The 22572-nt window shown below is 69.5% G+C and carries 21 protein-coding genes and 1 pseudogene; 10 read left to right on the forward strand and 12 right to left on the reverse strand.

Translation table 11 applies throughout. The annotated features are described in order from the left end of the window. Positions 1 to 125 precede the first annotated feature (125 nt). From AC1P0E_RS15340 to AC1P0E_RS15360, 5 genes are read left to right on the forward strand one after another with little or no spacing between them, the layout of a single operon-like run. On the forward strand, positions 126 to 563 hold the full coding sequence (locus AC1P0E_RS15340; RefSeq protein ID WP_482742719.1) for a DUF6507 family protein: 438 nt from the start codon (positions 126 to 128) through the stop codon (positions 561 to 563). Then, a complete protein-coding gene (locus tag AC1P0E_RS15345; protein ID WP_482742720.1) occupies positions 560 to 3124 on the forward strand; it encodes a hypothetical protein in 2565 nt (854 codons plus the stop codon). Before AC1P0E_RS15340 ends, AC1P0E_RS15345 begins: the two co-directional genes overlap by 4 nt. A gap of 8 nt (positions 3125 to 3132) precedes the next feature. Further along, complete coding sequence (locus AC1P0E_RS15350) at positions 3133 to 3777, forward strand: hypothetical protein (RefSeq protein WP_482742721.1); 645 nt, start codon at positions 3133 to 3135, stop codon at positions 3775 to 3777. A gap of 30 nt (positions 3778 to 3807) precedes the next feature. Next, positions 3808 to 4041, forward strand: coding sequence for a hypothetical protein (locus AC1P0E_RS15355; protein WP_482742722.1), 234 nt, complete (start codon positions 3808 to 3810; stop codon positions 4039 to 4041). Further along, positions 4013 to 4873, forward strand: a complete 861-nt coding sequence (locus AC1P0E_RS15360; RefSeq protein ID WP_482742723.1) for an immunity 49 family protein — start codon at positions 4013 to 4015, stop codon at positions 4871 to 4873. Before AC1P0E_RS15355 ends, AC1P0E_RS15360 begins: the two co-directional genes overlap by 29 nt. A 217-nt stretch (positions 4874 to 5090) precedes the next feature. Here the strand turns inward: AC1P0E_RS15360 and AC1P0E_RS15365 are convergent. Further along, a pseudogene (locus AC1P0E_RS15365) lies at positions 5091 to 5617 on the reverse strand (ATP-binding protein). Positions 5618 to 5784: 167 nt separating this feature from the next. Here AC1P0E_RS15365 and AC1P0E_RS15370 point away from each other — a divergent pair. Both AC1P0E_RS15370 and AC1P0E_RS15375 read left to right on the forward strand, forming a co-directional pair. Next, positions 5785 to 6699 carry a helix-turn-helix domain-containing protein gene (locus AC1P0E_RS15370; protein ID WP_482745767.1) on the forward strand — a complete coding sequence of 305 codons (915 nt, stop codon included), beginning with the start codon at positions 5785 to 5787 and terminating at the stop codon, positions 6697 to 6699. Beyond that, positions 6662 to 6790, forward strand: a complete 129-nt coding sequence (locus tag AC1P0E_RS15375; protein ID WP_482742724.1) for a DUF397 domain-containing protein — start codon at positions 6662 to 6664, stop codon at positions 6788 to 6790. Before AC1P0E_RS15370 ends, AC1P0E_RS15375 begins: the two co-directional genes overlap by 38 nt. 466 nt (positions 6791 to 7256) lie before the next feature. Here AC1P0E_RS15375 and AC1P0E_RS15380 read toward each other — a convergent pair whose 3' ends face one another. Next, positions 7257 to 7640: a nuclear transport factor 2 family protein gene (locus AC1P0E_RS15380; protein WP_482742725.1), complete on the reverse strand. Its 384-nt coding sequence runs from the start codon at positions 7638 to 7640 to the stop codon at positions 7257 to 7259. Positions 7641 to 7709: 69 nt separating this feature from the next. On the opposite strand from AC1P0E_RS15380, the gene AC1P0E_RS15385 reads away from it, so the two are divergent. Together AC1P0E_RS15385 and AC1P0E_RS15390 are read left to right on the forward strand one after the other, a co-directional pair. After that, complete coding sequence (locus AC1P0E_RS15385; protein WP_482742726.1) at positions 7710 to 9527, forward strand: S9 family peptidase; 1818 nt, start codon at positions 7710 to 7712, stop codon at positions 9525 to 9527. A 294-nt stretch (positions 9528 to 9821) separates the two neighbouring features. Next, the gene (locus AC1P0E_RS15390) at positions 9822 to 10658 is read left to right on the forward strand and encodes an SURF1 family protein (protein WP_482742727.1); all 837 of its coding nucleotides are present in this window, start codon (positions 9822 to 9824) and stop codon (positions 10656 to 10658) included. A gap of 107 nt (positions 10659 to 10765) precedes the next feature. Here AC1P0E_RS15390 and AC1P0E_RS15395 read toward each other — a convergent pair whose 3' ends face one another. From AC1P0E_RS15395 to AC1P0E_RS15425, 7 genes are all read right to left on the reverse strand, one after another. After that, the gene (locus AC1P0E_RS15395; RefSeq protein WP_482742728.1) at positions 10766 to 12139 is read right to left on the reverse strand and encodes a hypothetical protein; all 1374 of its coding nucleotides are present in this window, start codon (positions 12137 to 12139) and stop codon (positions 10766 to 10768) included. Further along, positions 12136 to 12795 carry a SigE family RNA polymerase sigma factor gene (locus tag AC1P0E_RS15400; RefSeq protein WP_482742729.1) on the reverse strand — a complete coding sequence of 220 codons (660 nt, stop codon included), beginning with the start codon at positions 12793 to 12795 and terminating at the stop codon, positions 12136 to 12138. The genes AC1P0E_RS15395 and AC1P0E_RS15400 overlap by 4 nt, the downstream gene beginning before the upstream one ends. 267 nt (positions 12796 to 13062) lie before the next feature. Further along, positions 13063 to 14121, reverse strand: a complete 1059-nt coding sequence (locus AC1P0E_RS15405; protein WP_482742730.1) for an aspartate-semialdehyde dehydrogenase — start codon at positions 14119 to 14121, stop codon at positions 13063 to 13065. Between the two features lie 7 nt (positions 14122 to 14128). Then, positions 14129 to 15400 carry an aspartate kinase gene (locus AC1P0E_RS15410; protein WP_482742731.1) on the reverse strand — a complete coding sequence of 424 codons (1272 nt, stop codon included), beginning with the start codon at positions 15398 to 15400 and terminating at the stop codon, positions 14129 to 14131. Positions 15401 to 15595: 195 nt separating this feature from the next. After that, the gene (locus AC1P0E_RS15415) at positions 15596 to 16276 is read right to left on the reverse strand and encodes a DUF5063 domain-containing protein (RefSeq protein WP_482742732.1); all 681 of its coding nucleotides are present in this window, start codon (positions 16274 to 16276) and stop codon (positions 15596 to 15598) included. Beyond that, positions 16269 to 16868, reverse strand: coding sequence for a recombination mediator RecR (gene recR / locus AC1P0E_RS15420; RefSeq protein WP_069927754.1), 600 nt, complete (start codon positions 16866 to 16868; stop codon positions 16269 to 16271). The genes AC1P0E_RS15415 and recR overlap by 8 nt, the downstream gene beginning before the upstream one ends. A gap of 71 nt (positions 16869 to 16939) precedes the next feature. After that, positions 16940 to 17275, reverse strand: coding sequence for a YbaB/EbfC family nucleoid-associated protein (locus AC1P0E_RS15425; protein ID WP_138896391.1), 336 nt, complete (start codon positions 17273 to 17275; stop codon positions 16940 to 16942). 330 nt (positions 17276 to 17605) lie between these two features. On the opposite strand from AC1P0E_RS15425, the gene AC1P0E_RS15430 reads away from it, so the two are divergent. Next, positions 17606 to 18358 (forward strand): SLATT domain-containing protein, encoded by a 753-nt coding sequence (locus tag AC1P0E_RS15430; RefSeq protein WP_482742733.1) that lies wholly within the window; start codon positions 17606 to 17608, stop codon positions 18356 to 18358. 264 nt (positions 18359 to 18622) lie between these two features. Here AC1P0E_RS15430 and AC1P0E_RS15435 read toward each other — a convergent pair whose 3' ends face one another. From AC1P0E_RS15435 to AC1P0E_RS15445, 3 genes are all read right to left on the reverse strand, one after another. Beyond that, the gene (locus AC1P0E_RS15435; RefSeq protein ID WP_482745768.1) at positions 18623 to 19273 is read right to left on the reverse strand and encodes a hypothetical protein; all 651 of its coding nucleotides are present in this window, start codon (positions 19271 to 19273) and stop codon (positions 18623 to 18625) included. 94 nt (positions 19274 to 19367) lie between these two features. Then, entirely contained in the window at positions 19368 to 21794 is a 2427-nt protein-coding gene (locus tag AC1P0E_RS15440) for a dolichyl-phosphate beta-glucosyltransferase (RefSeq protein ID WP_482742734.1), read from the reverse strand. Continuing rightward, positions 21791 to 22471, reverse strand: a complete 681-nt coding sequence (locus AC1P0E_RS15445; RefSeq protein ID WP_482742735.1) for a GntR family transcriptional regulator — start codon at positions 22469 to 22471, stop codon at positions 21791 to 21793. Before AC1P0E_RS15445 ends, AC1P0E_RS15440 begins: the two co-directional genes overlap by 4 nt. Positions 22472 to 22572 lie beyond the last annotated feature (101 nt).

The raw sequence follows: 22572 nt of genomic DNA on the forward strand, positions 1-22572 counted from the left end.
AGGGACCGACGGGCCCCGAGGGCGGCCGGTGGATCGACTGATTCCGGTCGCCGTCGTGAGAATGCGTCGCGGGCCGCCGGGGGCTGCGGTGGCGGTGGGAAAGACGAGTACGCAGGGGGGCGTTCATGGCGTCGTGGGACATTCAGCCGCAGGGTGTGCAAGGCCAGTTGAAGACCACCGGCACACGTGCCGGGGACCTGGAGAAGGCCCTGACGAAACTGGTCACGGACTTGTCGGAAGCCGCTCAGGCGGCGGGCACTGCGGTGCCCGGTTCGGCGCCAGGCTCCGGGGTGCCGCTGGGTCCGGTGGCACCGAGGCAGCCCTCGGTGTATCAGGCGCCGCAGAAGGCGACGGGGCCGGTCGCCTTGGCGCTGAGCGAGTACGTGAACAAACGCCAGAAGGACTTCGGGGCGATGGCCGAGCGCATCCAGGCAGCTGTCCTGGGCGCGGCCAAAGCCACCAACGAGTACATCGAAGGCGACTTGGAGGCGGCCGCGCAGGCCCAGGACGCGGCGCGATCGGTACGTCTGGACCTTCTCAAGGACGCCGGGGGAAACAAGTGAGCAGCAACGATCCGGTCAATCCCGGTGGGGTGCCGGTCTTCACCGGCGATGCGGCCGTGCTCGAGGCGAAGGTGAAGGCGCTGTCCGGCGACGGCACGACGATCGCGACCGCCGCCGGTGAGGTCCACAGTGCGTTCGGCGGGCTGCGGGCGTTCTACAAGGCTCCCGAGGCGGAGCAGTTGTTCGCCACCACTCGGCCGGTCGTGCAGACAGCCACCGCGGTGAGCTCCGAAGTGAGCGTCATCGCGGGCGCGCTGGGCACGTACGCGAGTGACATCCGCCCGCTGGTGGCCAGGCTGAACCAGCTCAGGCAGGACGCCGCCGATTTCCGAGCCCAGGTCGACGGTGACGACAAGTGGAACGAAGACGGCGATCTGGTCGACGAGAACCTCAGCCGCCGTAATGAGATCGCCGAGGTGTGGGCCGCCTTCCAGGAGGCCGAGCGCGCCTGTCACGCCAAAATCGTTGCCCTGGTCGGTGGCCATGCCCTCAAGGCGGACGACGGCTCCAACAAGAAGAACACGTACGGCTACGACGCCGAAGCCCTCAAGCAGGCCGAGAGCCTGCCCTGGGGCGACGCGGTTCAGGAGTCGACGCGCTGGTATCAGGTGTGGGAGCACGCCTGGGACTTCGGCACGGGCTTCGTCGTCGACGGCCTCGGGGGCACCCTCGCGGGCCTGGGCACGCTGGTCGGCGTCGACGGCTGGGACGCCGCCAAGCAGGCATGGACCGGCCTGGCCAAACTCGTCACCGGAGTGGCGCTGCTCACTACGCCCCTGGCAGGCATCTACCTGGCGATGCCGGCCGACAAACTCCCCGCCTGGCTGCGGGAGTCGCGTACGGCGATGAAGGAGACGGGCAAGGCGCTGGTGGCCTGGGACCAGTGGGGCGAGAAACCCAGCCGGGCGGCGGGCGCGGCCACCTTCAACGTGGTGACCACGATCTTCACCGGCGGCGCGGGAGGAGCGGTATCGGGCGCGGGCAAGGCGGGCGCGGCCGCCAAGGCGATTTCGTTTGCGGGCAAGGCCGGCCGGGCCGTTGACCCGATGACGTACGTCTTCAAGGGTGCGGGCGCGGGCCTGACGAAGATCGGCGATGTGATGGCCGGCCTCAAGGGCATGGGCAACTTCGAGATCCCGAAGATCAACGAGGGCGCGTTCAGCCTGCCGGACGGCTCCCGCATACTGCCCGACGGAACGATTCAGCTACCCAAGGACACCGCGGTCCCCGAGGGAGCGACCAGACTCCCCGACGGCAACACCAAACTCCCCGAGGGAACGGTGACGCTGCCTCCGGGCACGGTCAAGCTGCCGGCCGACGGCCCGCCGCAGTACATGGACCCGGCGGGCAACCTCTACAACTCGGCGGGCGACATCACCCAGCACGCCAAGGACGCCAAGACCGACGTCGTGGACAACCCCAGGACGGACACCCCGGCCAAGGCCGAGGCCGCCCCGGCCAAGGTGGAGATCCGTGAACCGGCGGGCGTCGGCGCCCGCGGCGGCGACGACGTCACCCGCGTCGGCAGCGACATCTCCGACCCGGCCCGCGTCGGAGACAACCTGCCCGGAAACCGCCACGACACCACCCCGGGCGGCGGCACGTCCGACCGCACGGCCGGCGGTGGCGTCGGCAACCTCCCCGGTGGCGGCGTGGGCGACAGCATGCCGACCAACAACCTGGACAACACCTCGACCGGCGGCGGCCGCACCGGCGACAACACACCCGGTGGCGGCGACCCTGGCGACAAGGCCGCCCCTGACCGCTCGGAGAACCCCGGCACGGGCTCCACCCTCGGCCAGGACGTGCCGGGCGGCCATGACCGGCTGGGTTCGTCCGAGGCCGGCTCCGGTGGCAGCGACGGGTCGGGCGGTGGCGGTACCGGAACGGGTGGCCCCAGGACGCCTGATGAGCCTCCGGTGCACCTGGAGGGCGAACGCCTGGCACAGCAGCCCACCGGCAAGATGGCCTCGGATCAGGAGGAAGCAGTCACGGCGGCTCTAGTCGACTCGAAGGTGCCCCAGGTGGACCAGGGGCGCATGCTGACCCAGCTGCGGAAGTCGGAGTACGGGGCCGCTGTCGCCGAGTACATAGGCGGCGGACGGTTCGCCCACATGCCGGGATACAGAGAGCTGATCTTCCAGGTGAAGCAGAAAGACATGATGCCAGCTGTCCATCAGGCACTGGAGCATGCGGCCGAACTGCAGGCCAAGAACATGGACAGCATTGCATTCGAGCTGAAGCTGCCCGACCAAAAGCTTGACTTGGACGTTCTGGCCCGATCCCAGGACGGCGGCATCGAGTACGGTGCTCAGCTCAAGGATGTGCAGAGCGCCAATGGGATCAAGTCGGCGGTGGCGGGGATCGCGGATAAGCAGCTGGCAGGCCCTGGCGTGAAGGTCAAGGTGGCGATTCTCGACATCCATGATGTGAAGAGTGCCATGACGGAGCAGGTCATGAAGAGGGTCCAGAGGGCTGCGGACCGGACCAACGCCTCCTTCGAGCTACGCTTCGAAGACGGTTCCGTCACCGTGTACCCGACCAATGCGACCAACCCGTAAGGAATTCCATGCCGATTCTGATGCGCGCGCCGAGAGAATGCGGTTCGTGGTTCTGGGATCTCGACGACGTGACGGCACCGGGGCTGGAAGCAGCTCTTGAGACGGCCGCCCGCATGTCTGCCGTCTTGCAGGAAAACGAGCTGCTGGAGCCGACTTCCTTGGAGTGGCACTGGTTCGAGGTGGGCAAGGGCGGGCTCGGGATTCACAGCCGCCTCGATATCGCGGGCCGCTCCCTGGACGATGCGACGATCATCGAGCAGGCACAGGCGTGCCGACCTGTCAGCCATCCTACGGCTGAGATGTCGTCGATCCTTATCGTTGGTTCGGGCATGTGGCTCGACGCGGAAGGAAACCGCCGTCGCGAACCCCGACTGGTCGAGATCACCGTGTCTCCCGATCCGGTCGGTCCCTCGGCGGAACTGTCTGTCTACCACGACGTATGGGGCCCATATGACTTCAGAGGGACGCCACATCCCGCTGTGTATGCGTACAACGCCCCGCGCCTTGCGGCAGCACTGCGCGGTCTGGACAGCTTGCTGGGAGCAGCGGCCGAGCCCGGCGAAGCGACCTATTTCGGAGTTGCCGAAGGCTATGGGATCAAGGCTCCCGACATCATCGACGGGCGCGGGCCGGATCTCACCGACCTGCTGTGAAAGAAGCAATTCAACGCCTCGCTGGCCGAATTGCTCACGTGGCACAAGCAGTACCGGGCTAGCGACGAGGCGCGATCCCTGAACAGCGACCGCCTAGCAGCCCTCGCCCCGCTCGCTATTGCATGCATGGCCTATGACACCAACTTTCGATCGAGGTCGATTCCGAGTACCTGCCCAAAGAACTCCTGCAGTTCGGTTGGGCCGGCGAGGTCGACGTCTGAGCTATGGAGAGCGTATGGCCACGAGCATTGCCCGGCATGGTGAGTGCCGGGGGGATGACGTGAGTTACGCGGAGCGGATGACGTCCACGGCGATCGAGAGGATCGAGTCCCTGGAGAGTTCTCCGCGAATGCTCGACGCGCTGTGGAATTCTGTCCGCCTCAGCGTGGCCGCGCGCGCGGCAGTGGATGCGGATGGGTCGGGTATCGACACCTGGGAAGCAGTGGTCAATGCCATGCAGGTGGGCTCTGCTCTGTTCCGGGTTGCGGATGCCACCGAGGGAACCGTGGACTGCCGCATCCACCACGAGATCCGACGGCTTCCGGCCATGGGGCCCAAGGGGTTCGCCAATGCGCCGAACTGGCTGGACGCCTTCTGGTTCGCGGTTATATGCCGTGACCAGAAGCGGATGACCGAGTTGTGTGAAGTCCCGCTGGATATCCTCCGAGCGTCCGGGACGGCGCACGACGAGTACCTGTATCACTGGGTGGCGGCGCTGCAGGCGTATTGGACACGACGGCAGGCGGACATGGTGGGGGAATTGACGCTGGCGTTCCAGCAGTCCCAACCCGACGTGGCGCGCATCGCTCCGCGGGATTGGCTGCAGCAGATCTCGTACCCACCGATCAATCTTTTCTACCGCTTCGTCAAGCGGGACCATGACGGCTTCAACGCTGCTTTTGTCGAGGCGCTCGAGTTGCACAAAGCGTACTGGAGCCAGGAGGAGCGCGACTTCGACGTCAGTGGCCTGTGGGCGATCGGTCCGCTGGCCATGGCGTGCTTCGCCTACGACGGTGACTTCCCCATTGATGTGGTCTCGGATTACCTCCCGAGCCAGCTCCTGAATCGAAGCTGGCTCGGCGAGTTCCCCACGTGATCCCCCGCCACCAGTGTCGGCAGACAGGTCAGTTCCGGCCGACAGGGCTCGCCCCGCGGCTTTTTTCGTGGACCTGAAACGGAGCTCCTGGCCTCCGAGCCCGGCATGACGGTTGCCCCCCGCCGAAGGATGGCCTGGGGGTGTCACCGGCTCGGAGCACGGTGCTCAACAGAGCGATGCTGGGCGCACTTCGCGGCTCGTTCCCTTCAAGCGTCCGTCACAGTCCTCCCCAGTGCGCCAGCGTCGAATCGGCGGACACCTCGGCCCAGACGGTCTTGCCGATCGGGAAGCGGGGAACCGCGCCCCAGCGCGTGGCCAGGATGTCCACAAGGAGCAGACCGCGCCCGGATTCGTCGTCGGGCGAGGGCGTCGGCGAACCGGTCGGGGGGCGGGCGGCGAGGCGTCCGAGATCTCGATACGGATCAGACGTGTTCGTACGTCGAATGCCAGCCGGAGGTGGAAGTCGCGGCCAGGAACGCTGCCGTGGCGCACGGCGTTGGCGGCGAGCTCCGCGACCAGGAGCGCGACGGTGCACGAGACGTCCGACGCGGGCGGGTGCCCCCACTCTTCCAGGCGTCGCGCGGCGACTCGGCGGGCGAGTTGCGCCCCTCGCGGGGTCGAGGTGAACTGCGCGGCGAAAGTCAGGCGTTCATTCTCCGCATGGCGCCCCTGCTCGGCGTCTGTCGTCTCCCGCTCCGGGCCGTCGCCCGGCGTGGCCATGGTCTTCAGCACGGTGCCATCCATCCCAGTTCGTCGATCCTTCGCACGACCCGCAGCGTGCGCGGATCGTGACGTTCCGTGGTCAAGGATCGTCAGGTTGGCCTACGCTCGAAAGGTGATGAAGCCTTACCTTTCAGGCCGTAAGGAACGGAAGTGAGCTCATGGCCAAGGAAATTGAGCCTGCGGCGTCGATGGCCGCGCTCTTCGGTTCACGGGTTCGCAGACTTCGTACGGCCGCCGGTCTGACCCAGGCCGAACTGGGCGAGAAGACACATGTGGTCAGTACCCGGATTACGCAGATCGAGCGCTCGTCCGGGGCGAAGCCGACATTGGAGCTGGCGCGCGCGCTCGACGCCGCCCTCGGGGCGGACAGCCTGCTGGTCGATCTGTGGCCGTACGTGTACCGCGAGACGTTTCCGGACTGGTCGCGGGCGTTCATGGAGTACTCGGCGCGGGCCGTGTTCATCGGTGAGTACTCGGCACACGTGGTGCCGGGCCTGCTGCAGACGAAGGACTATGCGCGGGCTGTGCTGAGCGTCGGACGGTCCCTGACGAGTGAGGAACAGTTGGAGGAGCGCCTGTCCGCCCGGCTGGCTCGGCAGGAACGGCTGACTTCGTCCGCTCGCCCCGAGCTGTGGGTCGTCCTGGACGAAGCGGTACTGCGACGACCGGTCGGCGGCCGGGCCGTCCTACGGGAGCAGCTGGCCCGACTGCTGGAGGCAGCCACCGCGCCCCACATCACGGTGCAGGTGCTGCCGTTCGACCAGGGCGAGCATGACGCGATGGGTGGGTCCCAGACGGTTCTGACGCTGCCGGACGGCTCGGAAGTCGCCTACACAGAGGGTGCTCATTACGGCCAACTCATCAAAGAACCAGCGGAAGTCAAGCACTTCTCCGTGACCTACGATCGGCTGCGGGCAGTGGCCCTGCCCCCGCTCATGTCGCTCGACATGATCCGTTCCGCGATGGAGGGCACCCGAGGTGAAGCGAACGTCCCGTCCCGATCTGAACGGCGTCGCCTGGCGCAAGAGCAGCTACAGCAATCAGGAAGGGGGCAACTGCGTCGAGGTGGCGGACGGGTTCCCCGGCGTCGTCCCCGTCCGTGACAGCAAGTCCCCCGGCAGCCCGCCGTTGGTCTTTCCAGCAGCGCAGTGGGTTGCGTTCATAGGCGAGTTGCAGAACGGTCACCCCGTCTGACCAGGAGCGGGAACCAGCTGCCGTCGGTGTTCCAGTTCCGCCGGGCCCCTTGTGTACCAGGGTCCGGTGGGCCACACACCTGCCAAAAACCTGGGGAAAGAACCACCTGCCCTCCCTCCCGCTCCTCCGTCCCGGCCCACGCGTGCACCAGCAGCCGGCCCCGTACCGGAGCCTTCTCGGGTGCCCGCCGTTCCGGCCGTGCCCGAGTCCGGAGACGCCCCGGCCACCGCGCCTAGGTGACCTTCCCGCCGCGATTCCCGCCCAGCCCGCCAGGCCCACCAACGCCCGCGGTCGCCGTGTCGTCCTGCCCTGGCAGACCTGCGACGGCGGCTGCGAACGCGCCTTCCGCGCGGTGGAACCCGGCGTCTGCCGCGACTGCCGCGCCGACGTCGATGCGCCCACGGCGGGCCAGATCATCACGTACAACGAACTCCTGCGAAAGGCATGCTGAGCGGCGCGGGTGGGTTCAGTAGCGCTCCGCCAGGTGTTCGCGGCCGGTCGGGGGTTCGTACGGTTCGGGCCAGAAGTCGGTGATTGCCGTGATGCGGCCGTCCGCGTCGCCGGTGAAGTAGGTGATCGCGTACATCTCCTCCAGGCCGACGGCGACATGCACCCACGTGACCACCTGGGCGCTCTCGGGGTCGGCGACGACGCGGTTGATCCGCAGGAGGCGCCAGTCGGCCGGGTAGTCCCGGTTGAAGGTGAGGAAGTTCTCCCTGCCGCGGATGCGCTCGCGGGTCTGGGGGAGGTCGTAGAGGACGTCGATGCTGAGTGTGTCCGCGAATGCGGCCCAGTCGCGCGTCTGCGCGGCGGACCAGTACGTCTCAACTGTCTTGCGCAGCTCGGTCATACGGCGAGTTTCCACCCCGGCACTGACAATCCCGGGAGCTCTGTCAGTGGGGCGGCGCAGAATGGGGGGATGACTGACAACGACACCGGGTCCGCCGCACAGGACATGCCCATGCCCATGCCCGACTGGGAGAAGCGATTCCGGGCGCCGCGCGTCTCGCTGCCCGACTGGGCCGAGGATGCTCCCGAGCGTGCGCTGTTCGTCTCCAATGCAACGGGGACGTACGAGCTGTACGCGTGGGACCGGGCCACCGGGGTCCAGCGGCAGGCCACCGACCGGCCGAATGGGACCACTGATGGGGTGCTGACGCCCGACGGGGAGTCGCTCTGGTGGTTCAGCGATACGGACGGGGACGAGTTCGGTGTGTGGATGCGGCAGCCGTTCGCTGGGGGTGAGGACGAGCCCGCCGCTCCCGGGCTTGAGGCGTCGTATCCCGCCGGGCTCGCGCTCGGGCGGGACGGGACGGCGGTCGTGGGGCGTTCGACCGACGAGGACGGGTCCACGGTGCATGTCGTACGGCCCGGCTCCGAGCCCGTCGAGATCTATCGGCACCGGGAGTCGGCGGGTGTCGGGGACCTGTCGCACGACGGGACGCTGGTCGCGATCGAGCACACCGAGCACGGTGACGCGATGCACTCCGCGCTGCGGGTGCTGCGGCCGGACGGCAGTGTGGTGAGCGAGCTCGACGACACCGACGGCGGGGAGGTCGAGCTGGGGCTGGAGGTGCTCGGTTTCGCGCCCGTCGACGGGGACAGCCGGCTGCTCGTGAGGCACCAGCGGCGCGGGCGCTGGGAGCCGATGGTGTGGGACGTGGCGTCGGGCGGGGAGACGGAGCTCGGGATCGAGCTGCCGGGCGACGTATCGGCCGAGTGGTACCGGGACGGGTCCGCGCTGCTCATCGTGCACAGCTTCGAGGCGCGCAGTGAGCTGTGGCGGTACGACTTCGCCACCCGGCAGCTGGTGGAAGTGGAGACGCCGACCGGCTCGGTGTCGGGTGCGACGGCCCGGCCGGACGGGGCTGTGGAGTTTCTTTGGTCTTCGGCCGCCGAGCCGCCGGTGGTGCGGTCGACTTCGGGGCGCGTCGTGCTCGATCCGCCGGGGATGAAGGCCCCGGTGTCCGTGCCGGTGGAGGACGCTTGGGTGGAGGGGCCCGGCGGGCGGATCCACGCGCTCGTGCAGAGGCCCGCGACGGGCGAGGGGCCGTTCCCCACGGTCTTCGAGATCCACGGCGGGCCGACCTGGCACGACAGCGACGCGTTCGCTGCCGGACCGGCGGCGTGGGTGGATCACGGTTATGCCGTTGTACGGGTCAACTACCGGGGGTCCACGGGGTACGGGCGTGAGTGGACGGACGCGCTCAAGCACCGCATCGGGCTGATCGAGCTGGAGGACATCGAGGCGGTCCGTGAGTGGGCGGTCTCGTCAGGACTCGCGGACCCGGCGAAGCTGGTGCTGGCCGGTGGTTCGTGGGGCGGGTACCTGACGCTGCTCGGGCTCGGTACGCAGCCGGAGGCGTGGGCGGTGGGGCTGGCGGCGGTGCCGGTCGCCGACTACGTGACGGCGTACCACGACGAGATGGAGGCGCTGAAGGCGATGGACCGCACGTTGCTCGGCGGCACGCCGGAGGAGGTGCCGGAGCGCTTCGCGGCGTCGTCGCCTCTGACGTACGTCGATGCCGTGCGGGCGCCGGTCTACATCTCGGCGGGGGTCAACGATCCGCGCTGCCCGATCCGCCAGGTCGAGAACTATGTGGACCGGCTCGAGGCTCGGGGGGCGGTGTACGAGGTGTACCGGTACGACGCGGGGCACGGGTCGCTGGTGGTGGAGGAGCGGATCAAACAGGTCCGTCTGGAGATCGAATTCGCGTCGCGGTACCTGGCGGGCTGACCCCGGCTGACCCGGGCTGACCCGGGCTGACCCGGGCTGACCTGGGCTCGGTGCTTGGGTGGGGTGGGCTCGGGTGGGGTGGGCTGCGGTGGGTTGGCCGCTGTGCGGGCGGGGTCGCGGCGCTGCGGACGCGCGGGCCCTTTTCCCAACCCGCCTTCCCGAATCGGGGCTCCGGCCCGGCCCCCGGTTCGGGAACGACGGGCTGGATTTTCCGGCGCCGCTGGAATTCCGGTGCTGCGGCTTGGGGCGGACCCGGGCTGTGGATGGGGAGGGGTGGGCCCGTACCTTGGTGGGGTGTACCGGTTCCTGCTGACGCCCCGCTGGTGGGGGATCCACCTCTTCGTCGTGCTGGCCATTCCCTTCTGTGTCTTCATGGGGTCCTGGCAGCTCGGGCGGTTCGAAGACCGTGTCGAGACCCACCAGGCCGCCGAGGAGAAGCCCGACCCGGGCAAGCAGGCCGCCGTACCGCTCGACGAGCTGTTGCCCGTCGACAAGGAGACTTCCGGGCGCCCCGCCACCGCGACCGGGCGTTACGCCGAGCAGTTCGTCGTGCCCGAGCGGGAGATCGACGGCAAGCGCGGCTCGTACGTGCTGACCCTGCTGCGTACGGACGACGGCAAGGCACTGCCCGTCGTCCGCGGCTGGCTGCCCGCCGGGGGCAAGGTCCCCGCCGCTCCGTCGGGCGAAGTCACCGTCACCGGGGCCCTCCAGGCGTCCGAGAACGAGGGCACCGACGGAGTGCACATGGGCGGCGGGCTGCCGGAGGGACAGTTGGGGATGATCAGCGCCGCTTCACTCGTCAATCTCGTTCCGTACGACGTCTACGACGCCTGGGTCACGCTCACGAACAGTGATTCGGGGATGCTGCCCGTCCCCGCCGTCGCGCCGCAGGGCAGCGGGCTCGACCTCAAGGCCTTCCAGAACCTCGGCTACACCGGCGAGTGGTTCGTCTTCGCCGGCTTCGTGCTCTTCATGTGGTTCCGGCTGATGCGCCGCGAGGCGGAGGCCGCCCGGGATCTCGCCCTTGGCATCCTGCCCGAGGACGAACCCGACGACGTACCCGAGGACGAAGGAGAGCGGGCTGTCGTGGGCGCCGCCGGTGCGGGGTCCGGGGCCGAGCCCCGCGGCTGACCACTGACGCGAGCGACGGGGGGGCGATGGAGCGGGGCGGGCGCCGTCTCCGGCTGCGCCCGCCCCGCTCCATCGCCCCCCCGTCGGGCCCCTCCGCCATTACGCCGTTACGTCGCTGCCAGCACGCCCGTGCGGTAGATCGTCCCCGCACAGGCGTTCGGAATCGTCGTCACCGCCGTCGACCCACCCGCCTCCGGGGTGTGGCTCAGCGAGACGCTGCCGTCAGCCGTGCCGCCGTCCTCGGTGCCGAGCTGCGGCTGCGTGCCCGCCTGCTCGGCCTCGCCCTCGCCGCCGCCTGCTCCACCGGCCCCACCGCCGCCGGCACCGGAACCGTCACCGGTCCCCGTGCCGCCGTCCGTCGTACCACCCGCACCGGGGTCTGGCGTAGGAGGCGTGGGGTCGGGCGAGGTGCCGGTCGTCGGGCAGGTTTCCGTCGGCACCCAGGCGAACCTCACCTCGTACGCCATGTCCGGCTCCAGCAGCAGGCCGGTCGTCTCCATGGACGGGTCCGGCAGGCCGGCGGCCGCGTCACCCGAGGTGTGGTCGACGACGTTGATTCGGGCGGGGTCGGCCGCCCCCATCGGCTGGGCGTACACCGTGCCTCGGCCGGCGATCAGACAGGCCATTTCCGAGACGTTGGAGATCCGGAACGCCCCGTACACCTTGCCCTCGGCGTCGGCCGGTTGCGCACCCGCCGAAGCGACAGCGAGCTGGCTCGCGACGCACGTCGGCGCGGACGCGGGCACGCTGCCGGAGGTGTCGGCGCCACCGGTTCCGGTGCCGCGGTCCTGACCCGTACCGGAAGAACCCTTTCTCGGGCCCTTCTCCTTGTCCTTCCGCTTTTCCTTCTCGCTCTGGGAGGTCGACTTGTCAGAAGGCTTCTCCGCCTCGTCCTTGCCGCCCTCGGCGCCCTTCTGCCAGCCGGTGCCGCCGTGCGTGTCCCGGCCGTGGCCCGCTATCGAGGGGCGGTCGTCGGCCGCGCTGCCGGAGTTCGCCACGTGGACGAAGGCGGGGACTGCCATACCCACGAAGAGCGCGGCGGCCGCCATGCCGACGATTGCCTGACGCCGCCTGGCGCGCCTGGCGGGGACTGCCTTGCGCAGATGGTCCAAGGCGTTCCGCGAGGGCTCCAGCTCGTCCACGGCGCCGCGCAGCATCCGGCGCAGCGCCAGCTCGTCGGACCCGTCGGAGCTGAATCCGTCGGATCCGAAACCGCCGGAGGCGTCGGGCCCGTCGGAGCCCGACCCGCCCTCGTCGGCGCCGCCGGGCTCGACGGCCCGCTCGTTGCTCGTCCCAGTGGCCTGATCGTCGGCCGACTCGGCGGCCTGCCCGACGACCTGCTCGTTGTCCGGCTCGACGGCCGGCTCGGTGGCCGGCTCGTTGCCCTCTTCGCGCTCGTTCGGCCCGTCGTTCACAATCGCTTTTCCAGTCAGGTCGTTCAACGGCCCGTCCGGCCCGTGCCGCTCTTGCTTGCTGCTCATGCCGAGGCCTCCATGGCGACGCGCAGCGCCGCGATGCCGCGTGAGCCGTACGCCTTCACCGAGCCCAGGGATATACCCAGCGTCTCGGCGCACTGGGCCTCCGTCATGTCCGCGAAGTACCGCAGGACCAGCACCTCGCGCTGACGCCGCTGGAGTCCGCGCATCGCCTTGATCAGCGCGTCGCGCTCCAGCTGGTCGTACGCCCCCTCTTCCGCGCTCGCCATGTCCGGCATCGGCTTCGAGAGGAGTTTCAGACCCAGAATGCGACGGCGCAGCGCCGAGCGGGACAGGTTCACCACGGTCTGGCGCAGATACGCCAGGGTCTTCTGCGGGTCGCGGACGCGGTTGCGGGCGGAGTGCACCCGTATGAACGCCTCCTGTACGACGTCCTCGCAGGAGGCCGTGTCGTCGAGGAGCAGCGCCGCCAGACCCAGCAGGGAGCGGTAGTGGGCTTGGTAGGTCTCGGTCAGGTGATCAACTGTGGTGCCCGCGGTCATGACGTCTTCAGCGCCCTCGCGCGGGGACGGTATGCGGGCGGGACGTGCCGTCGGCATGGGGGCGATCACCGGCATGCCGCCGGGCGTGCGGGGCCGCCGGAGCGGACGCACTGCCGCGCCGCGAACCGGGACCACTGTGATGTCGAGAACCTCTGCCACGCCTGTTGGACACGCTTCCCCCCGACAGGGTTGTACGCCCGAGGCACCGCTTTTGACGGTGTCGCAAAAGCCCCCATGCGTACCCACCCTCCTGAATGCCCCATTTGTCGCGACCATTCGACGGGGCGACCGCAAAGACGCTCCCCTCCCAACTGCGGTTGCAGTAAGGCGGAGAGCGAATAAACGAACAGAGTAACGCCCCAGTTCAAGTAGTACAGACTTCGACTTACTCACAGAGCGTTCACAGATTCTACGCAGCGTTCCGGTTTACGCCGCCCCGATTTCAGCGGCCACCAGCTCGGCGATCTGCGCGGTGTTCAGGGCGGCACCCTTGCGGAGATTGTCGCCGCACACGAAGAGTTCGAGCGCCGTCGGGTCGTCCAGCGATCTTCGCACCCGCCCCACCCACGTCGGGTCCGTGCCCACCACATCGGCCGGCGTCGGGAATTCCCCCGCCGCCGGATTGTCGAACAGCACCACACCCGGCGCGGTGGCCAGGATCTCGTGCGCCCGGTCGACCGACACCTCGTTCTCGAAGCGCGCGTGCACGGAGAGGGAGTGCGTCGTGAGTACGGGCACCCGGACGCAGGTGACGGACACCGGCAGGCCGGGGCGGTCCAGGATCTTGCGCGACTCGGCGCGGACCTTCATCTCCTCCGACGACCAGCCGTCGTCGGCGAGCGAACCGGCCCACGGCACCACGTTCAGCGCGATCGGCGCGGCGAAAGGCCCGGTGTCGTCGCCGACCGCCCGTCGTACGTCGCCCGGGTTCGCGCCCAGCTCCGTACCGGCGACGAGTGAGAGCTGGGTGCGCAGCGTGTCCACGCCGGCCCGGCCCGCACCGCTCACCGCCTGGTACGAGGAGACGACGAGGCCGGCCAGGCCGAACTCGGCGTGCAACGCGCCCACTGCCACGATCATCGAGAGGGTCGTGCAGTTGGGGCTCGCCACGATGCCGCGCGGACGGACCCGTACAGCGTGGGGATTGACCTCGGGAACCACCAGCGGGACGTCCGGGTCCAGGCGGAAGGCCGCGGAGTTGTCCACCACCACCGCGCCCTTGGCGGCGGCGATCGGCGCCCATTGCGCGGCCACCTCGTCGGGTACGTCGAACATGGCGACGTCGACGCCCTCCAGGGCCTCCTCCGACAACGCCAGGACCTCGGTCTCCGCCCCGCGCACGACCAGCTTGCGGCCGGCCGAGCGCGGGGAGGCGAGGAGTCTGATCTCGCCCCAGACATCGGCGTGCTGGGACAGGATCCGGAGCATGACGGCGCCGACGGCTCCGGTCGCTCCGACGACCGCGAGCGTCGGCTTGCCCGTCACTTGCGAGTCACCTTCCGGTGCCGCCGTAGACGACTGCCTCGTCGGAGTCGCTGTCGAGACCGAAGGCGGAGTGCACGGCGCGCACGGCCTCGTTGACGTCGTCGGCGCGGGTGACGACCGAAATGCGGATCTCGGACGTCGAGATCAGCTCGATGTTCACACCCGCGTCGGCCAGTGCCTCGAAGAAGCCCGCCGTAACGCCCGGGTTCGTCTTCATACCGGCGCCGACCAGGGAGATCTTGCCGATCTGGTCGTCGTAGCGGAGGGAGTCGAAACCGATGGCGCTCCTCGTCTTCTCCAGGGCGTCGATGGCCTTGCGGCCCTCGGTCTTGGGAAGGGTGAAGGAGATGTCGGTCAGACCGGTCGACGCTGCCGAGACGTTCTGCACGACCATGTCGATGTTGATCTCTGCGTCCGCGATGGACCGGAAGATCGCCGCGGCCTCGCCCGGCTTGTCCGGCACACCGACGACGGTGACCTTGGCCTCGGAGACGTCATGGGCGACTCCGGAGATGATCGCGTGCTCCACCTGCTGGTCCCCTTGCGGCTCGTTGCTGACCCAGGTGCCGCGCAGTCCCGAGAAGGACGAGCGGACGTGGATCGGAATGTTGTATCGGCGTGCGTACTCCACGCAGCGGTGCAGCAGCACCTTGGAGCCCGAGGCTGCGAGCTCCAGCATGTCCTCGAAGGAGATCCAGTCGATCTTCTGGGCCTTCTTCACGACCCGGGGGTCGGCGGTGAAGACACCGTCCACATCGGTGTAGATCTCACAGACCTCGGCGTCCAGCGCTGCCGCGAGGGCGACCGCGGTCGTGTCCGACCCGCCCCGGCCGAGGGTGGTGATGTCCTTCTTGTCCTGGGACACACCCTGGAACCCGGCGACGATGGCGATGTTGCCCTCGTCGAGGGCGGTGCGGATCCGGCCCGGCGTGACATCGATGATGCGCGCTTTGTTGTGGACCGAGTCGGTGATGACACCTGCCTGAGAGCCCGTGAACGACTGGGCCTCGTGGCCCAGGTTTTTGATCGCCATGGCCAGCAGGGCCATGGAAATCCGCTCACCCGCTGTCAGCAGCATGTCGAATTCACGTCCGGCAGGGATCGGGGATACCTGCTCGGCGAGATCGATCAACTCGTCCGTCGTGTCGCCCATCGCCGAAACCACGACAACGACCTGGTGGCCGTTCTTCTTGGCATCGACGATTCGCTTGGCGACCCGCTTGATGCCTTCGGCATCGGCAACGGAGGAGCCTCCGTACTTCTGCACGACAAGGCCCACGTGCGCTCCTCGTTAGTCATTACTGCGGTCGGCTCAGTTTACCGAGCGGACCGGGCCCGCCCACGTGATATCGCATCGTGAGATGTCCCGCTCACGATCCGATCATGGCGCAGCCCTGCCCGCTCGGTGGGGATGCCTGCCCCGGACGACGCGGCGTACGCGGAACGTGGCCCTCCTCACACAGCCGCAGGGGCGTCAGGTCACCGTGCGCAGGCCCAGCGGGCCCGCCAGCTCCTCGGCCATGACCTTGCCTGCTTCCTTCTCCAGGTCCTCCTCGCCCAGGTCCTCGTCCGTGTCCAGGCCGTCCAGCTCCTGCAGCGGCTGGTCGAGACGGACGTGCGCCACCAGGGACTGGAGGGCGCGCAGGCAGGCGGAGGCGGTGGAGCCCCAGTTGGAGAAGTACGAGAACTGCCACCACCACAGCGCTTCGGTGGTGCGGCCCGCCCGGTAGTGGGCCAGGCCGTGGCGCAGATCGGTGATGACGTCGGCCAGGTCGTCCGAGATGCGGCAGGGGACCGGCGCCTTGCGCGGCTCGTACGGGTCGAAGACCTCGGAGTACACGTCGATCGGGTCGAGCATGACGGCGAAACGTTGCCTCAGGTCGTCCGGGTCCGGCTCCGGGCCGAGGTCCGGCTCGTACCGCTCGTCGGGGACGATGTCCTCGTGCGCGCCCAGTCTGCCTCCCGCGAGGAGAAGCTGGGACACCTCAAGCAGCAGGAACGGGACAGCGCTGTCCGGCTCGTCGCCCTTGGCCACTTCCGTGACCGCGACGATGAAGCTCTCGATCTGGTCGGCGATCTGGACGGCGAAATCGTCCGGGTCCTGCGCGACCGCGTGCAGCAGCTTTGCGTTGGCGTCAGGCTTTACGTCAGACATCGAGCAATCGTCTCCCCTCGAAGGCACGGCCCAGCGTGACCTCGTCGGCGTACTCAAGATCTCCCCCGACGGGGAGTCCACTGGCCAGGCGTGTCACCCGCAGACCCATCGGCTTGATCATCCGGGCGAGGTAGGTGGCAGTGGCCTCGCCCTCCAGGTTCGGATCGGTGGCCAGGATCAACTCGGTGACGGCACCGTCCGCGAGGCGCGCCAGCAGCTCGCGGATCCGCAGGTCGTCCGGGCCGACGCCCTCGATGGGGCTGATGGCCCCGCCGAGTACGTGATAGCGGCCGCGGAACTCGCGCGTCCGCTCGACCGCGACGACATCCTTGGGCTCTTCGACGACACAGATGACCGCCGGGTCGCGGCGCGGGTCACGACAGATCCCGCACCGCTCCTCCTGCGCGACATTGCCGCACACCGCACAGAAACGGACCTTGTCCTTGACCTCGAGGAGGGCATGGGCGAGGCGGCGTACATCGGTCGGCTCGGCCTGGAGGATGTGGAAGGCGATCCGCTGCGCGCTCTTGGGACCGACGCCGGGCAGCCTGCCCAATTCGTCGATGAGGTCCTGGACCACGCCTTCGTACAACGGATTGCCTTCCTTGCCCTGCCGGTCTTGCGGTCTTGCCTGGTACGTACGGTAGTTGCTGCGGGGCCGCCTTAGAAGGGCAGGCCCGGCATGCCGCCCAGCCCCTGGGCGAGCGGGCCGAGCTTCTCCTGCTGGAGCTGCTGCGCGTTCTCGTTCGCCGCCTGGACCGCGGCGACGATCAGGTCCGCGAGGGTCTCGGTGTCTTCCGGGTCGACCGCCTTGGGGTCGATCACCAGGCCGCGGAGCTCCCCCGAGCCGTTGACGGTCGCCTTGACGAGGCCGCCGCCGGCCTGGCCGTCGACATCGGTCCTCGCCAGTTCCTCCTGGGCCTTGGCTAGGTCCTGCTGCATCTTCTGGGCCTGCTGAAGCAGCTGCTGCATGTTGGGCTGGCCACCACCGGGAATCACTGTCACTCCTGGCACTTCGACGACGGTTGTTTCGGTAAGGCGAGCCTACGTGTTCGCCGGGCACCGTGCCCCATGCCGTACGAAGCGACTCTTTCGAGTGAGACCTGCGGGCTCCTATACCTGACCACGGCGTGGTTGCGGCCGGAAATACCCGTATATCGTCCCCACGGCCCACCATTCGGCGGTAGGAAGGGCATGCGTATGTGTGTGCGTGGCGCGTGGTGCGACTTGCGTATCGGTACGCACGCGCGCATCGCACGTCGCGTCACACCACGTCACACCACTTACTCGCAATGTCACGGACAGAGCGCAAGCGCAGAGGAGTGCCCGGTGAGCCAGCCGGAGATGCAGCCCGAGGGGCCCGCCCGGAAGGAGGGCGGGGGTGCCACCGAGCAGTCGCACGACGAGGACGATCTGACCGGCAGGCCGTTTCCGCTCGGCGACTGGGGCGAGCCGGCGGAGCGTCTCGACGAGCTCTACCGGTGGGTGGAGGCCGGCGCGCTGCACACGGCCGACTGGTACCTCGCCGACCGGGCCCGCAAGCGCCGCGCGGCGCGGGTGCTGCGGGGCGGGACGGCCGCCGGCGCCGTCGTCGGGGCCGCGCTGCCGCTCGTCGACCTGGCGGGGGCGGTGGACGGCGCCGCGGGGTGGGGCTACCTGTCGCTGCTGCTCGGAGCCGCGTGCCTGGCCTGCGACCGGTACTTCGGGCTCACGTCGGGGTGGATGCGGGACGTGGCGGCGGCGCAGGCGGTGCAGCGGCGGTTGCAGGCGCTCCAGTTCGACTGGGCGTCGGAGAGCGTACGGGAGATGCTCGGGCCCACGGAGGGCACGGCCGGCGAGGCGGCCGAGCGCTGCCTCAGTGTGCTGCGGCGTTTCTCGGAGGACATCTCGGAGCTGGTGCGGGCGGAGACGGCGGACTGGATGGTGGAGTTCCGGGCGGGGCCCGCGCCGATGGTGATGCAGTCGGCGGGCGGGCCGGGCGCGGCCCGCCCGGACGGGGGCGCGCCGGCCGGGCGGTACACGCTGCCTCCGGGGACGCGGCCGAACATGCCTCGGCAGCGGCCTCCGGAGTCGCCGCGCTGAGCCCACTCCCGTGCTTCGGCAGGGGCGTTTGGGCAGTGGCTTCGGGGTCGGTGCCCTTTGCGGGAGCGACGGGGGCAGTGGCGTTGGGGTCGGTGCCGCGCCGGGGCGTCTCCTCGGGCGTCGAACGTTCGGGTACGTCGGGTTTCGTTGGGGTGGTGCGTTCAACGCCCTGCGGGGAGCGCCCCGGCACGTCCCCTCCCGGCACCGTGCGTGCGAGACCGGGGGCCCTGCGCGTTCCCGCCCGGCACCGTGGTGTGCGCGGGGTCAGCTGAAGATGATCATGGAGCCTTGGCCCAGGCTCCGGGTCGCCGCCGCGTGCAGGCCCAGCCAGACGTGACGTTCGCGGGCGAAGGGGCTGTCGTCCGGCGGAAGCGCGTCGGCCGGCTCCTCCAGGGTCGTCGGGCGCTCGGGTGGCCGGGGGGCCGACGGCGGGTTCGCCGGGTCGATGCCGATCGAAGGGGCGACGAATTCCAGCTCCCGCAGCAGGCCCTGGGTGGAGCCCAGAGGGCCGCCGCCCGCCAGGAGTTCCTCGTTGGACAGGGGCGCCGCGTAGTCCACCGGGACGTACGCGCCCGCGTGGTCGTAGTGCCAGACCAGGTGCGACTGCTGGGCCGTCGGCTCGAACATCTCCAGGAGCTGCTCGTAGTCGCCGCCCAGCGCGTCCACCGGCGTCACCTCCAGGCCGCAGAGCTGGAGCAGGTACGCGCGCCGCAGGAAGTGCAGGGCGTCGTAGTCGAAGCCGGCCACCGGGGCGACGTCGCCCGAGAGGCCCGGCATGTAGGCGAACACGGGAACGGTCGGCAGGCCCGCGTCGGTGAGGGCCTTGTCGTACGACGCGATCTCTTCGGCGAAGGGGTTGTCGGGGCTGTGGCACAGCACATCGACAAGGGGGACCAGCCACAGGTCACAGGCCACGTACGGCTCGCTCTCCACTGGGTTCGTGCGACAGTCCAGGCAGCGTAGTGCTACCAAGTCGCCGCGCACAGTTGGCGGACAGGTCCCAGTCCCTTCACTTGGCGCCGCCCGTGTCCCAGATCCAGGCTCCGCCCACCGGCTTTCCCGGCTCGCCGAGCAGCTGCGACACCACGTTGCGCAGGGCCGGGGCGTTGTCCTGGGGCGCCAGTACGACCACTCCCGCCCGCCAGAAATCCAGGTCCGCGCGTGCCTGCGCCTGCCAGTTGGTGCCGATCTCGGGGATCGCCCCGCCGTACCGGATGTCGCGCAGGAGGTTGGAGGTGTGGCGGGGGGACGCGCCGTAGATGCCGATGCGGTCCGGGCCCCACGGGCCGTTGAAGTAGCCGCCGGGGACGGCGAAATCGGGCGTTGTGGCGGACTGCCAGTGCAGGGCCTCCGCGTTGCCGGCGTCCGGGAGCGGGACGGGGACGACCGATTCGCCCTCGGCCACGTACGACTTCCACATCCCCTGCGCGATGAACGCCGGGACGTCGGGGCGTTCGCCCACCGGCATCGGGGTCGGCACGATCGGCAGGAGTGCGAGGGCGATCGCCGTGAGTCCCAGGGTGCGGGGCAGACGGTCGGGAGTGGTGCGGATGCGGTCCGCCGCCAAGGCCACCAGGATGCCCAGCGCGGGGGCGCAGATCATCGCCACGCGCGACTCGATGACCGACTCGAAGAGCGGCTGATGGGCCAGCACCCGCCACGGTCCCGGCAGGATTGTGTCGGTGTACGGGATGCGGAACTTCGGGCCGAGCGAGAGCAGCGCCGCCACCAGACCCGTGAAGGTGAGGGCCTTGACCAGCGGGAGCCGCCACAGGGCGAGCGCGATGGCGAAGGCGAGACCGGCCAGCGGCCAGCCGTAGAAGGCGTTCTGCTCGGTGCGGTTCATGGCCAGCGGATCGGCCCGCGCCTCGTCGCCGAGCAGCGCGCGCCCGGAGAACTCCAGGAAGGCCAGCGGGCTGTTGCCGGCTTTGTCGCCGTGCAGCACGCTGTGGTAGCTCTGCGGGCCGAAGAATTGCCAGTAGAGGGGGAAGGCAACCAGCGGTACGCACACGGCGGCCGCCACCCCGAGCCCCTTGAGCAGCGGACGCCGGGCCGCACGGGCCGCTTCGCGGTGCGCGAGGGCGTACGAGAGGGCGAAGAGCAGCATGCCCATGGCGGCGAGGAGGAGGGGTTCTTCGCCCAGGAAGATCTGGTACGTCGCGAACAGGCCCAGCAGGACCCCGTTCCGTACCACTCTCTCGCCGTCGCAGAGCCGCAGGGCCCGGTCGATGATGACCGGGATCATGAAGAGGACCGCGAAGTTGGGGTGGGCGTTGGCGTGCGAGATCATCGGCGGCGCGAAGGCGCACAGCGCCGCCCCTGTGGCCGCCGCCCAGCGGCTGCGTACGAGCCGCTTGGCGATCAGCCAGTACCAGGCGATCGCGGTGGCGGCCAGGCCGACGGTCAGGACGAGTGCCCAGGTCATGGTCGGCCCGAAGGCCAGTGTCACGGGGATGAGGGGCGCGGACAGCCCGAGCATGGTCGTGTTCGCCATGAGGTTCACGCCGTCGGGGTAGTTCTGGACGGTCGTGAAGAGCGGGTTGCGGACGTGAGTGATGTTGTCGGCCGTTACGGCGAAGAACCACTCCCACTGGTTCTGGTCCTGCCCGGAGTCGGCGAGATACCGGTGGTCCAGGTCCGCCCAGAGGCCCTTGTAGAGCAGCACGGAGGCCAGGAGGAAGAGCGCGGTGACCGCCAGGTCGACGCGCCGTACCTGCCGCGCCTTCAGCTTCACGAGCTCGAAGAGCACCTTGCCGTAGTCGGCCGGTCTGACCTTGGAGCCCTCCTGGTGCGCCCAGCGGACGGGGACCTCGGCCACCTGCCACCCGGCCCGCCGGAAGAACTGCAGGATCTCCACGTCTATCCCCCACCCGTCGAGACGGGCGTCGGCGAAGGCGGCCCGCGCCTTGTCGCCGTCGAAGAGCTTGAAGCCGCACTGGGTGTCCCGTATGCCGGGCACGGCGACGGCCCGTATGAGCCGGTTGCCCATCCTCCCGAGCCACTCGCGGACGCGCCGCTGGTGTACGTCGATGGACGACTCGGGGTGCGCGCGCGAGCCTATGGCGGCGGCTGTCCCCTCGTCCTGGGCGAGCTCCTTGTCGAGGCGGTCGAGTTCCTCGACGGGGGTGGCCAGGTCGGCGTCCGTGACCAGCACCCGGGCGCCGCGCGAGGCGATGACGCCGCGCCGCAGGGCGTGTCCCTTGCCGCGGTTGCCGGTCTCGTCTGCCTCGATCAGCAGGATGCGCGGCTCCCGGGCGGCGTACGCCCGTACCGCGTCGGCCGTACCGTCGGTGGAGCCGTCGTCGACCACGATCAGCTCCCAGCCGCCCCAGCGGCCGGGATTCGCGTTCAGGTGGGCGCAGATCGCGTCCAGGGTGGGGCCAAGTCGCCGTTCCTCGTTGTACGCGGGAACGACGACCGTCAGGTCGGCTCTCACTGCCGCGGACGCTCCAGCCGCTCGGACCACGCCAGCGTCGCCGCGTGATACGCCCCGACGACCGCCCGTACCTCCTCGGTGTCACCGCGCGTCACCGCGTCCACCACCAGCGCGTGGTCCTTCCATATCCAGTCCCTGAGGTCCGGGTCCCCGCGCAGGTACGGGACGGAGAAGACCCAGCAGCGCAGGCGCAGCTGGTGCAGGAAGCCGGAGATGTGCGGGTTGTCGACGAGGGCGCCGAGCTCGCGCCAGAAGCGCAGGTCGTACCCGATGAAGATGTCCAGGTCCCCCGCGCGGGCCGCACGCGCCGCCTCGTCGGCCCTGCGCCCGATGGCCGCCAGTACGTCGGCGCGCGCGCCGCTCCAGCCGTCTTCCGCCAGCTTGCGGAAGATGCCGTCGGCTATCAGGGACCGGGCTTCGACCATGCCGCGGAAGTCCGCCACGGAGATCTCGCAGACACGGAAGCCGCGGTGCTGGTCGGAGTCGAGCAGGCTCTGCGCCGCCAGGTCGACGAGCGCTTCCCTGACGGGCGTCGCGGAAACGCCGTACTGGTCGGCGATCTGCTTGACGGTGAACTCCTGCCCCGGGCGCAGACGCCCCGCGAGCACTTCGTCACGCAGCGCGTCGGCTATCTGCTGCCGCAGGGTATTGCGGGTGACAGGTCCGCTCGCGGGCATGGCGTCTTTCCCCTTCGTATGGCTCCGGACACCTTAGGCGGTGCGGCCGGGAGCCTGCCGGAGGGTCGTGCGCGGGCAGGGGTCCGCCTGCCCGCGCGACC

The organism is Streptomyces sp. TRD_SC_5 (genome assembly GCF_056836825.1).